Source organism: Streptomyces glomeratus (assembly GCF_021462825.1).
GTDB classification, from domain to species: Bacteria; Actinomycetota; Actinomycetes; order Streptomycetales; family Streptomycetaceae; genus Streptomyces; species Streptomyces glomeratus.
The window spans coordinates 1-14341 of record NZ_JAKEEB010000064.1 but is presented as its reverse complement, the minus strand read 5'-3'; the positions used below and the strand labels follow the sequence as shown (position 1 = coordinate 14341).

Here is a 14341-nt window from a genome sequence, read left to right as displayed (position 1 = left end):
GAGAACCGGCCCACACAGCAGAAGTTCCACTGCGTCTCGTGCGGCCACCACGCGCACGCTGACACGGTGGGCGCTCTGAACGTTCTACGGGCCGGGCTGGTCCGTCGCGACGCCAACCCGGCGTAACGAGAAGCCCCCGACTTCAGCCGGGGGAGGAGTCACAAACGTCATTTTTGGAACGCTCAACTTTTCCTTATGGGCCAGCCGCCTTCTGTGACGACCGTCTCGATCGCGGATGGAACCGGCCACCTCCGATCCCCGTCACCGTGCGTTCGAGCCCAAGCCGACTAGCAGCTCCACGAGTTGACGCAAGCGTGTTTCGAATGGTGAGATAGCTTCATAGTGTGCAGCGCCGCCGTGAATTCCCTGGGCGCTCCGCTGAACCACACCATCAGTGACAGGTTCTCCATAGTTTCGGAATGAAACAACTTCCGTACACTGCCTCCGCCGAACCGCGTCAGCCTTTGCGGTTGTCGACGGGTTCAGCCGAGCACCGCCTTTCGAGCAGGAATTGATGCCCGTTCAACCTCTCGCGGAGCTGATACGCTTCGCGCGTCACAACTCGCCCTTCTACCAGGAGCTTTACGCTCGTCTTCCCGACCGTGTGGCACACCTCACGGATCTTCCGGTGGTGCCGCAGGCGGACTTCTGGCAGGCCAACTCGCCCCGTCACAACAGGCTGCTGACCGCGCCACTGGACGAAGCGGTCGTCTTCCGCAGCGGCGGTACGACAGGCTCCCCGAAGTTCTCCTACTACACCCGCACGGAATGGCGGGATTTCACCGCCGCGTTCGGTGCCGGACTCGTCACCGCCGGGCTGCGTCCCGGTCACCGGGTGGCCGACCTGTTCTATGCCGGTGACCTTTACGCCAGCTTCAGCTTCATTCTCGATTCGCTGCACCGCTCTCCGGTGGCCAATGTGCGGCTGCCCCTCGGTGGCGCGGCGCCCTGGGAATCCACCGCGGCCACTTTGGAGGAGTTCGGGGCGCAGATCGTCGCCGGCACGCCGACCACGCTGTGCTCTCTCGCCGAGCGCCTCACCGCTGCCGGTCGCACGCTGCCGGACGTGGAGCTCCTCTTCTTCGGCGGCGAGTGTCTGTTCGGCGACCAACTGCCGCTGCTGAAAGCGGCCTTCCCCCAGGCCGAGGCACGGTCCCTGGGTTACGCGAGCGTGGACGCCGGACTGCTCGGTGAAGCCGTGCCGGGCAGTGATCCGAGAGTCCACCGCGCCTTCACCCCCTACACGGCGGTCGAGATCCTCGACGAGGACGACCTGCCGGTCGATGCCGAAGGCGTGCCGGGACGGCTGGTCGTGACCGACCTCCGCAGACGGCTGATGCCCGTGCTGCGCTACCCGGCCGGCGACCGTGCCGCATGGGTGGACCGTGACGCGGGCATGTTCCGCATCCTGGGCCGGGCCGAGGAGGGTGTGCGCGTCGGCCCCGTCTCGCTGTACACGCAGGACGTGCACGACATCGTCACGGCGACGGACGCGACCGGCGAGGTCAGCGGGCTGCAACTCGTGGTACGCCGTCAGGACGGCCGTGACGGCCTGATCCTGCGCCTGGCGACGGGCGAACCGGCCCACCGACACGCCGCGTTGGGCGAGTCCATCACCAAGGCGGTTCTGGCGCAGCGTCCCCTCTACGCGAGCGCGACCACCGCCGGGTACGTCAACCCCCTGGCCATCGAGTGGGTACGGCACCGCGACCTGGAGGTCAACAACCGTACCGGCAAGCTGATCCGTGTGGTCGACGAACGGCCGCACTCATGAGCGCACGGGTTCCGCGTGTGCGGCGTCTGCCCTTGGTGCTGCGCAACCCGTCATTCGGCAGGGTCTGGGCGGGGCAGGTCCTCAGCCAGGCGGCGGGCAGGATGTTCCAGGTCGGCGCGGTCTGGTGGCTCGTCGGCTTCGCGGGCGGCGACCACCGGGGACTGGAATCGGGCCTGTTCCTGGCGGTGAGCACCCTTCCGGCGGTGGTACTCGCCCCCGTCGTGGCGCGCATCATCGAGCGCCACGCCCATCGCACGGTGCTGGCCATGGCGACGGCCGCCGCGGGCCTGGTCGCCGCCGCCACGGCTGTGTGGGCGTACACCGTCGCGCTGCCCATGGCCGCGGCCTATGCGGCCGGGCTGGCGCTGGCGACCTGCCAGGCGGTCTTCGACCCGTGTCTGACGACCTCGGTCCCCGAGTTGGTCGACGACGCCGACATCGAGGGGGCCACCGGGTTCGAACTGTCCACCCAGTCGCTGGCCGGGCTCGCCGGGGGTCTGCTCGGCCCCCTGGTGGTCGACACGGGCGGGCTGGCGGGCGTGGTGGCCGGATGCGCCGGTGCCTACCTGCTGGCGGCTTCGCTCATCGTCTCGGCCCGATTCCCGCATGCCACGGCGGTACAGGGACCGGGGAGCGAGGGTGCACCCCGACCGCGTACGCTGCGCCGGATTCTGGCCGGTCTGCCGTTCGTCCGCCGCGTCCTGGTCTGCTTCGCCGCGGCCAATGTCTTCACCACCGCCGTCTATGTCGTCATGCCCCTGTACACCCGGGGTGTCCTGCACTCCACCGGCTCGACCGTCGCCGTGCTGGAGGCCGCACTGGGCGCCGGTACCCTCGTCGGGTCGTTCACCGGTGGGCGCCTTCCGGGTCGTGCGATCGTCGTGGGCAGCGCGTGCCTGGCCGCCATCGCGGGCGCGCTCGCCCTGCCGGGCCTGTTCACCGGGCACGTGGTGGTGGTCGGCTCGCTGGCCGTCGTCGGCTGGTGCGTCGGCGTGATCGGCGTCCGGTTCGTGGCGCTGTTCCAGCGGCGGGTGCCCAGCGAGGACAAGCCGGGCTTCTTCGCGGTGATGCAAGCGCTGCTCGGCGCCACCTTTCCCGTCTCCTCGCTCGTCTTCGGCGCACTTGGCGACCATCTGACGGCCCGCACACTGTGCCTGGTCCAGGGTGCCGGTCTGCTCCCGGTCACGGTGGCCCTGTGGTGGCTGGGCCGCCGCGCGGACCACGCCGAACCGGAGCAGCCCGCCCGGCTCGCGCAGCCGGCAGCGCTGACGGGAGACGCGTCGTGAACGTCGTCCTCACGCCGGCCGCGGTCCACGACATCGCCGAGCTCCGGCAGTTGTACTTCGATGTGTACGGGCACGGCTACCCGGTTCCGCTCGGCAGCGACCCGGCTGTCATGCGCCGGCTGATCACCGACGGCACCGCGCACTGGCTCACCGCGCGCACCGACCTGGGCGATCTGGTCGGCTCCGCCGTCGTGCAGACCGACGCGGGCAGCCGTATCGGCAAGCTCGTCGGCCTTGCCGTCCGCTCCGGTCACCGCGGCGGAGGACTGGCCTCGCGGCTGACGGGCGCGGTGTGCGACGAGGCGTTCGGCACCGGCCGGCTCGACTCGGTATATGCCACGGTGCGCGTCGTCACCGAGGGTCCGCAGCACGTCGTGGTGCGCAACGGCTTCCGGCCGCTCGGCCTGATGCCCAACGCGGTCGAGGTCGAGGGATGCGAGAGTCTGGCCCTGTTCGCCCGCTACGCCGACGGCGTGCTGGAGCGCCGCGCCCCGGTCGAGCGCGTACCGGAACGCGTCGCGGCGCTGCTGTCCGCGGCGTCGTCGGGCATCGGCATCGACTATGAGGGGACCCGACGGGTTCCCACCCGCCCCGCGGCACGCGGCACCGCGGGTGCCGAGCCGATCGAGCTGATCGCGGCCCCGGCCTTCGTTCGCCGTCGCTTCCTGGAGCACTTCCCCGACGCGGGTGACCGCTTCTTCCCTCTGCACACGCCGAACGCGGTGCTGGTCGCAGCCGACGGCGGCTTCGAGGCGTACGCCGACCTGGACCCGGTGGCGGGCAGCTGCGCCCTGGTCGCGGTGCATCCGCATCCGGTGGCCGTGACCGGCGCGCTGGAGGCGCTGATGGCGGCGGTCACCCGGGCAGGCGCGGACTACGCCGAGACGCTGCTGCCGCTGGCCGACACCGAGGCCCTGGAGGTCTTCCTTTCCTCGGGTTTCGTGCCGAGCGCGGTGTACCCGGCGATGCGGCCCATCGGCGACCGCTTCCACGACTACGTGGTGCTGTCCCGGACCAGCCGTCAGATCGACTTCAGGAGGACGGCCGTCAGCACGCTGCTCCAGCCGTACCTCAGCGCCTATCTGAGCGCCTGGACCTCCACCTATCTGCCCCTTCACGAGGTGTCCCGATGAACCCCCATCTCGCTCCCGTCGAGGTCCCCGACCCGGCGGAACTGAGCCACGTACAGCGGTTGTGCGACCTCGCGTCGCCGTACGCCACCGGCCCGGAGGCCGACGCGTTGTTCGCCGCCGCCATGGCCGAGGCCAACGCCTGGCACGCGCAACGCTCCCCGTTCTTCGCCAACCTGCTCCAGGACCCACCGGAGAGTCCCGCACCGACTGTCGGCGAGCAGGTGCGCAGCCCGCTGGTGCCCGCCGCCTTCTTCAAGCGCCACGAGGTGCTGTCGATCCCCCGCGACGACGTCTTCCTGCATCTGACCTCCTCGGGTACCACCGGCCAGAAGTCGCAGATGTTCTTCGACGAGTGGACCATCCGCTCGGCGCAGCGCATGGTGGCCCGGATCTTCGATCACTACGGCTGGATCACCCCCGACCAGCCGGTCAACTATCTGCTGTACAGCTACGAGCCCGCGCCCTCACTGAAGCTGGGCACCTCCTTCACCGACAACTACCTGTGCGACTTCGCCCCGGCCCGGCACACCACGCACGCGCTTCGCCACACCGGCACCGGCCACGAGTTCGACGTGCACGGCTGCATCGCGGCGCTCCAGCGGTACGCCGAGGACGACGCTCCCGTGCGCATCCTGGGCTTCCCGGCGTTCCTGCACTTCACCCTGGAGCGGATGAGCGCCATGGGGCTGCCGCCACTGCGGCTGCCCGAGGGGTCGCTGGTGGTGCTGGGCGGCGGCTGGAAGGGCCACGCCGACCGGCAGATCGGCAAGGAGGAGTTCTACGCCGAGGTCACCGAACTCCTCGGCGTCCCCGGGGACCGCATTCGCGACACCTTCGGCTCCGTCGAGCACTGCGTGCCGTACGTCGAGTGCGCACACCACCGCCTGCACGTGCCGGTGTGGTCACGTGCCGCCGTCCGCGACACGGCGACGCTGCGTCCGCTGCCGTACGGGGAGCGCGGCTTCCTGCATCTGGTCAGCCCGTACATCACCTCGGTGCCGGCGCACAGTGTCGTGATGGGTGATCTGGCCTCCCTGCGCCCCGGTGAGGAATGCGGCTGCCCGCTGTCCACCGACTGGTTCACCGTGCACGGCAGGGCCGGAGTGAGCCGTAACCGTAGTTGCGCGGTCGCCGCCGCCGAACTCCTGAAGGGAATGTCGTGACCACTTCCGCTCTCCACCTCTGGCAGGGGGAGTTCATCGACGACACCGAGGCCAAACGACGGCTCGCCGCGCTGCCGGAGCTGACCGGGCGCGTCCTGGCGCGTCCGCTGCCCACGGACGTGGTGATCGGCGCCTGCGCCGTGGTGGGCGCCGAGCTGGCCGATCCGGCATCCCCGCTGCACGTCCGGCTGGCGCGCCACCTGCACGCGGACGAGGCCGAAGCGGTCCTCGCGGAGCTGGCCGCGGCACTCACCCGGCAGGGCCTGGAGCGCAAGCTCCGCCGGGAGCTGGGGGGCCTGCGCCCGGAGCGGCTGACGCGGCCGGACGCCCGTGACACGGTGTACGAGGCCTGGGCCCCGGTCGGCCTGCTGGTGCATATCGCCCCCGGCAATGCCGCCACCGTGGCGCCGCTGAGCGTCGTCGAGGGCCTGCTGGCGGGGAACCTCAACGTGCTCAAGGCCAGCAGCGGCGACAGCCCGCTGGCCATCGAACTGCTCGCCGCGCTCGGCACCGCCGATCCGAGCGGTCTCCTCACCGAACGGGTCGTGGCCCTGCACTTCCCGTCCTCGCGCCGTGAGTGGGTCGAGGCGCTGTGCGGGCAGGCCGATGCGATCGCCGTGTGGGGCGGCGAGGACGCCGTGCGGTCGGTGAGCGACCTGGCGCCGCCCGGCTGCCGGGTCGTCGAGTGGGGGCACCGGATCTCCTTCGCCTACCTGACCTGCGATGCCGCGGCCGAGATCTCCACGCTCGACGCGCTCGCCGAGGACGTCTGCCGCTTCGAGCAGCAGGCGTGCTCCAGTCCGCAGGTGGTCTATCTCGACACCGAGGACGAGGAGGAGGTCTTCGCACTCGCCGGGCGGTTGGCCGAGCGGCTGGCGAAGGTCTCCGACACTCGGCCGGCCCCGCTGCCGGAGGCGGCCGAGCAGGCCGAGATCACGGCCGTGGAACAACTGGCCCGGCTCGAACAGCACCTCGGCCTGACCCGGGTGATCACCGCCGAAGACGGCTCCTGGAGGGTGATGGCCGACACCCGTCCGGCCCTCGGCGCCTCACCCCTGCACCGCAGCGTCTGGGTGAAGCCGCTGCCCCGGCACGCGGTCATCGCGACGCTGCGACCGATGCGCCGCTACCTGCAGACCGCGGCCATCGGCGGCGGACCGGCGGACGTGGCCGAGCTGTCGCGGGCACTGTTCGCCGCGGGCGTCACCCGGGTCACCGCGGTCGGCTCCATGCTGGAAGGCTACGAGGGCGAACCGCACGACGGCGTCTACGCGTTGCAGCGTTACAGCCGGCGGGTGAGCGTGCGCGCCTCCGACCCCTCGTTCCGCGCGGTGCCCTGCCTGGACGACCTCGTGGCCCCACCGGTACTGCCGCCGTCGCCGGACGGGCCGCTGCTGGGCAAGGAGGATGTACAGCAAGCGCTCGCGTCGCTCGCGCCCGAGTACGCGCACCTGTACTTCCGCAGTGGCGGCTCGACAGGCGCTCCCGCCCTGTCGGTCTTCACCTGCGACGACTACGACAACCAGATGCGCGCCGCCGCCGACGGACTGCTCGCCGCCGGGTTCGACCCGGGCCGGGACCGAGCGGCCAACCTGTTCTACTGCGGCGGGATGTACGGCAGTTTCATCAGCTTCTTCTCCATCCTGGAACGCCTGAACGCCACGCAGATTCCCATGGCTGCCGGGCCCGACCACGCCATGGTCGCCGAAGCGCTGATCACCCACCAGGCGGACACCGTGTTCGGCATGCCCTCCTACCTGTGGCAGCTGTTCCACGCGGAGGCGGACCGGCTGCGGGCCTACGGCGGCATTCGCACGGTGTTCTACGGCGGTGAGCACTTCACGGCCGAGCAACACCGGGTGCTCACCGAGGAGTTCGGCGTCGAGGAGATCCGTTCGGCCGCGTACGGCAGTACCGATCTGGGCCCGCTGGGCTATCAGTGCACCGCGTCCCAGGGAGCCGTTCATCATGTGCTGACCGACCTGCACACGCTGGAGATCCTCGACCCGCACGAGGACCGTCCCGTGGCACCGGGCCGGCCTGGCCGGCTGGTGTTCACCTCGCGAGCGCGCGCCGGGCAGCGGCTGGAGCGCTACGAGATCGGTGACCTGGGACGCGCAGTGGAGGGCACGTGCCCTTGCGGCAGCCACGTACCGCGTCTGGAACTGCTCGGCCGCTACGGTGACGTGGTGCGCGTCGGCACGTACTTCTTCAACTACCGGCGTTTCCTGAAGGCGGCGCAGGACCGGCTGGGTTACCAGGGCGAGCTTCAGTTGCTGGTCTCCCCCGGCCCCGGTCGCGAGCAACTCACGGTCCGTCTCGACGAGCAGTACGTCTCCGACGCCGCCGCCGCGCGGGGTGCCTTCACAGCGGAGGTGGCCGAGCTGGCCTCGGCCGAGGCCGAGCAGCTGCTGACGTTCACCGTGGAGGCGGCGCCGAGGGAGACGTTCGAGCGCACGGCCTCCAGCGGCAAGCTGCGCACGGTGGTCGATCTGCGCCGGTAGTTCGATGTGACCGGGCGGCTGCGGCGGTGGCCCCGGGGCGCGATCCCGAGCCCCGCCCGGATCCGCCGGGCGCCCGTGCCGCCCGGTCGTAGCGTGCGGGCGGGTATCCGGCCGTGGGCAGGGCGGGTTACGGGCCACGCCATGATGCCCGCGCTGTCCGAAGGCTTCATCGAGCGGTGCCTGGGGTGCGGGTCTGCGCGAGAGGCAAGTCAGTTGGGGCGGCCCACACCCCGCCGGCCGAGCGGTTGGAGTTGGTCGTCACGGCCCCGGGGCCGTACTGCCCTCGGCGACGGGCCGTCCGCCACCTCATGAGCACCGTTCGCCGGTCCTTCGCAATTCGCGTCCTGGAACAGGGCCGGTAACCTACATGATCCGCCGTCAAGTTGACGTGCGCATGGAAGCAAAGGGGAAGTCCTTGTCCGCGCCTCCGCCGCCGCAGGGCGGCTACCAGGCCTACGGCCCGCCGCACCAGCCGCACCCTCAGGGCCAGATGCCCTATGGACACCAGCCGCCCGCACCGCGGCGGCCTTCCAGAGGCTTCAATCCGCGCTCGCCGCTGGTCAAGGTCCTTGCATTCGCCATCGCCGCACTATGCGTGGGCATCTGGCACTTCACCACGAAAGGCGAGTCGCACACCCCCAGCGCACCCACCGGCAACAGCGATTTCGCCGCTCGTGTCGGCGACTGCATGAAGAAGAAGGGCAGCGGCAGCGAGGAACTCGAGGTCGTCGGCTGTTCCGACAGCACGGCCGCCTACCGGGTCGAGTCCACGGGCGACGTCAAGGGAGAGTGCGAGCCCGGTCAGAACAAGTACACGGAGACACGGCGCCAGGTCACGATTCTGACCCTCTGTCTCTCGCAGATCAAAAAATAGCCGTACCGGCTGGTGTGCCCCTGCGGAGGAACAGGCCGTAGGGGAACACCCGCCGGGCCGGAGTACCGGCAGCACGAGCTAGGCAAGGCCCTGCAAGCACCCCGTCAGCGCCCACACGGATGCCCACGGCGGCGCATGTTGTTCGCACGGGGAGCGGTGGTCCTGTTCGCAGCGACCGAAAGGAGCCGTTCCGGGGGGACATCGGGGAGGTGGTGGTCCGTGCCCTGAAGCACGAACCCGACCTGTGCACGCTGTCCGAGCCGTTACGGTCTCCGGTTGCATGAGGCACTGGCCAAAGGCCCCCAGGACCGGCCCGGTGCGGCTGCGATCCTGATGCGCCTGCTGGGTGGCGCCTACGACAGCCGGCAGGCGCTGCGGGCCGGAGCCGGTGCCGCAGCCCGCGTCCGCGCCCCCGGCGGCGCGGCGGCAGCGACCGTTCCATTGAGGGGCGCGGCGCCGCGGCCGCCTACGACGCCGGCTGCCGCCGTTCAGGCGGCCGCCTGAACTACAACCCCGTCGACTACGGCCTGTGGGGAATCCGTACGGCGTACTGGGTCAAGGGGCACGTAGGCTGGAAGGGCCGAGGAGGGTCAGACGGACCGAGGAGTCCAATGGGTCGGTGGCACGAGGGTGACATCGTCACACCTGTCGACGACCCGGAGCAGGCTGACGACCCCGTCGGCGTCGTACTGACGGTCACGGCCGACGGCGACGTGCTGGTGAACTTCCCCCTCGGAGGCGCAGGCTCTTACCGGTCGGAGGAGCTGACGGTGGCCGCCCGGTCCTCGCTCCTCAAGGAATGCCCGTGGACCCTCGGTGACACAGTCGCGCCCGACTCGGCATATGGGCACCCCGGCGAGGTCACGGACCCCGACGACCTCGAGGGCTGGACGCCTTGCCCGGCCGACCACGCGGTCGGGCAGGTGACGGTGATCAGCGAGTGGGGATACGCCACGGTTCAGTTCCCCTGCGGCCACCAGCAGGTTTACGCGCCGGAGTCCCTGTCGTCCCCGAAATGACGCCGATAGCCGCCAGTCCGGAGTCGCTGCCCTGCCGCCGCTGCCGCGCACTCCAGGTCAGTAGACCAACGCCCAGATCCGGAGACCAGAGTTCGATCGCAAAGCGGCCCGGGCGCGTCGGCACGGCCTTGGAGATCGATCCCGCACTCGGGAAACGATCGTTGTCGTCTCTGGCTTACGATCGTTGGAGCCCGTAGGTTCGGGTGCAGCGCGCATCATCGAGCCACAGCCAACTACCGTCAGCCTTTGGGAGCTTGACTCGTGAGAGAGCCTTACCCTCCCCTGCACCGAACGCTGGCCCGCATCGAGGAACTGCGCGAGTCATGCGGCCTCGGCCGCGACGAGGTCTTCGACACGGCCCGGCTGTCCTACCAAACCGGTGTCTCCGAGGATGGGGTGCGCACCCTGCTCGACGGTCAGGAACTCAACGACCAAGGGGCGGAGGCACGGGTGCGGCACCGCGTGACGTTCCTCTACGAGTCCCGCAGAAACGGACAGGGTACGTCCTTCGACATCCGTGAGATCGCCGCCGCCATCGGCGCCACCACCACGTGGACCCGCAAACTCGTGACCGGAGAGGCCAAGCCCAGCATCGTCGCCGGTCATGATCTCGCCAAGTTCTACGGTGTATCAACGGGCTTCCTCACGGACTCACCGGCTGACGCCCTGAACCGGGAACTCCAGTCCGTCCTCTTCGATCTGGAGGTACGGGCCGACCCCGAGAAGAGATTGAAGGACCTCGGTGTGGCACACATCGCCGGCAGGACCTCGGAGTGGAGCAGGGACCAACTGGTAGAGGTCACCAGAATGGTCGCGAGCATCGCCAAGGACCTCCAGCGCGTCGCAAACACCGTGGCTCGGATGGAACAGGAGGAGATCCGGTGAGGTCCGCCATGCGATCGGTGGGCAAGGCCCAGCGCAAGCTGATGTCCGAGCTCAGCACAGCAGTCACACGGCAAGTCGAACTCCCCGCGGAGCCGAGGACCATCTTCGAGGCTTTGTGCACAGCCATGAGCCACCGCCGGGGCAGACCGGTCGTACTGCACATCCGGGAGTTCCCCAAGGAGATCGCCAACAGCACGACCGGTCTCTGGCTCGACCTGGCCGAACAGGACGTGGTGGTCGTCGAGAAGGGTCTCGCCCCGGATCACCAGCTCGTCGTCCTGGGACACGAACTGTGGCACATGCACGCCGGGCACTGCGGGCACGAAATCGGCGGCGCGGCGGTGGCTGCCCGGGCGGCTCTCGCGTCCGAGGCCGACTGGCCGGAGGTGGCCCGCCGTGTCGCGGCCCGCAGCCACTCACAGCAAGTGGAGGAAGTCGCGGCCGAGACTTTCGGGCTTCTCCTGGGCAGCCACATGCGTACCTGGCTGGTCGAAGCCGACGACACCGGAGTTCGCCACCTGGACGACGTAGCGCGCCGCATCAATGCGTCGCTGGGATACCCCGGACCACAGGGCTGATCCCCTTGAACATACGCGACCTCACCTACAACCCCTACAGCATCACAGCGGTCGTCCTGGTCGTCTCGCTCGCCTACAAGCTCCCGGCCGTCATCCGGGCAGGACGCAATCCGCTGCTGCGCCAAGTGGGTGGACTGCTCCTGGCTGCATGCGGTGTCTTCATCTTCGCCGCGCCCCCCACCATCGCCGCCGTCAACGACATCACAGGTGTCACGAACTTCTCGGCGCCCTGGGTCTACAGCCTGCTCACCGGCTTCTGCGCCTCCTGTCTGCTGTTGATCATCAAGTGGCGCGGCGGGCCGCCGGAGAGCATCCGCCGCGCCAGGTACTGGGTGTACGGCAGCTACGGAACCCTCCTTTCCGCCCTCTGGATCCTCTTCGCGCTGGGCGACCACCACGTCGAGCGACTGCGCGACCTGGACACCTACTACGCCAACACGCCCTACATGCGCGAGATGATCGTGCTCTATCTCCTCGGGCACACGGCGGCGGTCCTGATCACGTCCGCCCTTCTGTGGAGCTGGGAAAGCCGCGTACGGGGAACCGGCTGGCTGCACAAGGGCGTCGTGCTCCTCGGCATCGGCTACGCCATGAACCTCATCTACGACGTGGTCAAACTGACGCCCGTTGTCGCCCGATGGACCGGCCGCGACGACCTGGACTGGATGAGTACCGACCTCGCCCCGCTCATCGCCGCCCTGGTCGGCCTGCTCATCGCGCTGGGCTTCATCCTGCCCCATGTCGGGGAGCGCCTCTCCCACCGCTGGACCACCGGCCGGGAGTACCGGGCTCTGGGCCCGCTGGCCCGGGCGCTGCACTCGGTCCCCGCCGCATCCGCGCCCGTGGCTCTCGGCCGGTTCGCCCCGCTCGAGCTGCGCCTGACCCGGCGGCAGACCTTGATCCGGGACGCGCTGCGGCAGGCGGCTCCCTTCATGGACGCCGCCCTGCGCGAAGAGGTGAGGGAGCACCACCTCGCCGCCGGATGCGACCCGGCCACGGCCGCGGCCGAGGCAGATGCCATCACCATCACAGCCGCTGTCTCGCACATGCGCGCCACCGGCCGACGGACTCCGGAACAGCCACTGCGACTGCCGACCGAGAGCATGCAAGACCTTGTGTCGATCTCCCGCGCACTACGCCGTGGCCCCGGCACGCTGCCGGCTCACCGGACCGCGACCGCCGAAGAAAAGAGCGTGATGTCATGAGCGCGAGCAACATGGTTCCCTCCCCCGGAAATCCCAGGCGAGCAGTCATCATCGGCGCGGGCCTGACAGGGATGCTCGCCGCGCAGGCACTCGCCGGGGAGACGGACGTCGTCGTCGTCGAACGGGACACCTTGCCCGACGCCCCCGTGGCGCGAAGGTGCCTGCCCCAGGCGCACCACGTGCACCTGCTGTGGTCCGGCGGCGCGGACGCCATCGAAACCCTCCTTCCCGGCACCGTCAAGGTCCTCACCGCGTACGGCGCACGACGGATCCCCCTGACCACCGGGATGGTGGCCTTCAGCCCACAGGGGTGGTTCCGGCGCTGGAACGACAGCCACTACGTGATCGGCTGCAGCCGTGACCTTCTCGACTGGGTCATCCGCGACCAGGTACTCACGGGCGCCCGCGGCCGCATCACCGTCATGCAGCAAACCGAAGTGCTGGGCCTGGCAGGCGACGCCTCCACCGTCACTGGCGTACGGGTCCGCCGCGCCGGCGGAGAAGAGGAGACCCTCACCGCCGACATGGTCTTCGATGCGAGCGGCAGGGCGTCGCGCACCCCGACATGGCTGCGCGAGCTCGGCGTTCGGGAACCTGCCGTCCGCGAAGTCGACTCCGGGCTGGTGTACGCCAGCCGGATCTACCGCGCGCCCGAGAAGACGCACGGGATGGCCTGGCCCATCATCAACGTGCAGGCAACGATACGGGGGGCAGGCCCCGGGCAGGCCGGCGTCATCCTGCCGATCGAGGAGGGCCGTTGGCTTGTCACCCTCTCCGGCACCAGAGGCGGGGAACCCACCGGCAGCAACGACGACTTCCAGCCCTTCGCCCTTCGGCTCCGCCACCCCATCGTCGGCGAGGTGATCGAGAAGCTCACACCCCTCACCGACGTCAAGGTCACGCGCATGACGGTCAATCGCAGACGGTTCTACGAAAAGACCGCCATGCCGGACAGGTTCGTCGTACTCGGGGACGCAGTCGCCGCATACAACCCCGTCTACGGCCACGGCATGTCCGTCACCGCGCTGGGCGCCGTCACGCTCAGAGATTCCGTTCGCCGTCACGGCTGGGGCACGCCAGGGCTCGCCCGACGCATCCAGAAAGGCATCACGCGTCACATCAACACGGCCTGGACCTTCGCGGCCGGTTCAGACGTCTTCTATCCCGGCTCCACTCGCCACGGACCCACACTCGGAGAAAGAGCCGCGGCGCGATTCGTGGACCGGCTCATATACACGGCCACCGGCTCCGGTCGCGTCGCCCGGGATGTCACCGACGTCATGACACTCGAGGCAGGCCCGCACACCCTCGCACGACCGAGCACCCTCGTAGCGGCCATCCGCGGCCCGCTCAAGCCCCAACTGGCCCATCCCCCGCTCACCGATGAGGAACGCCGCGCACTCGCCACCGCTTGACACGTCGGCAGAGCATGCCTGGGTCCGTGCTGACGCCGTCGCGGGCCCAGTCATGCACAGCCGGGGACCAAACGGCCGGCCGGACACCGGATGGTCGCGGCGATCGCGCGATCAGCTGACGGCGGAGAGCTGCTGAGCGAAGCGGCGGACGGCATCGGTGAAGGCGTCCGGATCGTCGAAGTTGGCGAGATGTCGTGCTCGCGGGATCAACTCCACCCGTGCGTGGGGGTGTGCGCGGGCGAAGTCCGCCTCGCCGGCCCGGAAGACGACGTCCTTCTCGCCGTTCAGGATCAGTACCGGAGCCTTGACAAAATGCATCGCGCCCGCGTCGAAGCGTCCCAGTACCTCGCCCCAGGCTGCAGGCCGGGTGTGACTCCTCCCCCTCGTGAACGAGGGGGCTTCTCGCTATGCCGGTGCGGCGTCGCGACGGACCAGCCCGGCCCGTAGAACGTTCAGGGCGCCCACCGTGTCCGCGTGCGCCTGGTGGCCGCACGAAACGCAGTGG

At 69.7% G+C, this 14341-nt stretch carries 12 protein-coding genes and 1 pseudogene; 12 read left to right on the top strand and 1 reads right to left on the bottom strand.

Going from position 1 to position 14341, the window contains the following annotated elements:
* Positions 1 to 514 precede the first annotated feature (514 nt).
* From LZ604_RS34470 to LZ604_RS34415, 12 genes are all read left to right on the top strand, one after another.
* Positions 515 to 1774, top strand: coding sequence for a phenylacetate--CoA ligase family protein (locus LZ604_RS34470; RefSeq protein ID WP_234520079.1), 1260 nt, complete (start codon positions 515 to 517; stop codon positions 1772 to 1774).
* Positions 1771 to 3060: an MFS transporter gene (locus tag LZ604_RS34465; RefSeq protein WP_234520078.1), complete on the top strand. Its 1290-nt coding sequence runs from the start codon at positions 1771 to 1773 to the stop codon at positions 3058 to 3060. The genes LZ604_RS34470 and LZ604_RS34465 overlap by 4 nt, the downstream gene beginning before the upstream one ends.
* Entirely contained in the window at positions 3057 to 4193 is a 1137-nt protein-coding gene (locus LZ604_RS34460; RefSeq protein WP_234520077.1) for a GNAT family N-acetyltransferase, read from the top strand. Before LZ604_RS34465 ends, LZ604_RS34460 begins: the two co-directional genes overlap by 4 nt.
* Positions 4190 to 5356 (top strand): LuxE/PaaK family acyltransferase, encoded by a 1167-nt coding sequence (locus LZ604_RS34455; protein WP_234520075.1) that lies wholly within the window; start codon positions 4190 to 4192, stop codon positions 5354 to 5356. Before LZ604_RS34460 ends, LZ604_RS34455 begins: the two co-directional genes overlap by 4 nt.
* A complete protein-coding gene (locus LZ604_RS34450; protein WP_234520073.1) occupies positions 5353 to 7860 on the top strand; it encodes an acyl-CoA reductase in 2508 nt (835 codons plus the stop codon). The genes LZ604_RS34455 and LZ604_RS34450 overlap by 4 nt, the downstream gene beginning before the upstream one ends.
* Positions 7861 to 8275: 415 nt before the next feature.
* On the top strand, positions 8276 to 8734 hold the full coding sequence (locus LZ604_RS34445; RefSeq protein ID WP_234520071.1) for an LppU/SCO3897 family protein: 459 nt from the start codon (positions 8276 to 8278) through the stop codon (positions 8732 to 8734).
* Between the two features lie 276 nt (positions 8735 to 9010).
* Positions 9011 to 9238, top strand: coding sequence for a hypothetical protein (locus tag LZ604_RS34440; RefSeq protein WP_234520069.1), 228 nt, complete (start codon positions 9011 to 9013; stop codon positions 9236 to 9238).
* Positions 9239 to 9345: 107 nt separating this feature from the next.
* Positions 9346 to 9753 (top strand): hypothetical protein, encoded by a 408-nt coding sequence (locus tag LZ604_RS34435; protein ID WP_234520067.1) that lies wholly within the window; start codon positions 9346 to 9348, stop codon positions 9751 to 9753.
* A gap of 261 nt (positions 9754 to 10014) precedes the next feature.
* Positions 10015 to 10638 carry a hypothetical protein gene (locus LZ604_RS34430; protein WP_234520066.1) on the top strand — a complete coding sequence of 208 codons (624 nt, stop codon included), beginning with the start codon at positions 10015 to 10017 and terminating at the stop codon, positions 10636 to 10638.
* The gene (locus LZ604_RS34425; protein WP_308283714.1) at positions 10635 to 11216 is read left to right on the top strand and encodes a toxin-antitoxin system, toxin component; all 582 of its coding nucleotides are present in this window, start codon (positions 10635 to 10637) and stop codon (positions 11214 to 11216) included. The genes LZ604_RS34430 and LZ604_RS34425 overlap by 4 nt, the downstream gene beginning before the upstream one ends.
* A 5-nt stretch (positions 11217 to 11221) precedes the next feature.
* Positions 11222 to 12421, top strand: a complete 1200-nt coding sequence (locus LZ604_RS34420) for an MAB_1171c family putative transporter (RefSeq protein WP_234520065.1) — start codon at positions 11222 to 11224, stop codon at positions 12419 to 12421.
* Complete coding sequence (locus tag LZ604_RS34415) at positions 12418 to 13836, top strand: FAD-dependent oxidoreductase (RefSeq protein WP_234520064.1); 1419 nt, start codon at positions 12418 to 12420, stop codon at positions 13834 to 13836. Before LZ604_RS34420 ends, LZ604_RS34415 begins: the two co-directional genes overlap by 4 nt.
* 111 nt (positions 13837 to 13947) lie before the next feature.
* Here LZ604_RS34415 and LZ604_RS34410 read toward each other — a convergent pair.
* Positions 13948 to 14208, bottom strand: a pseudogene (locus LZ604_RS34410) (alpha/beta fold hydrolase); the annotation flags it as partial.
* Positions 14209 to 14341 lie beyond the last annotated feature (133 nt).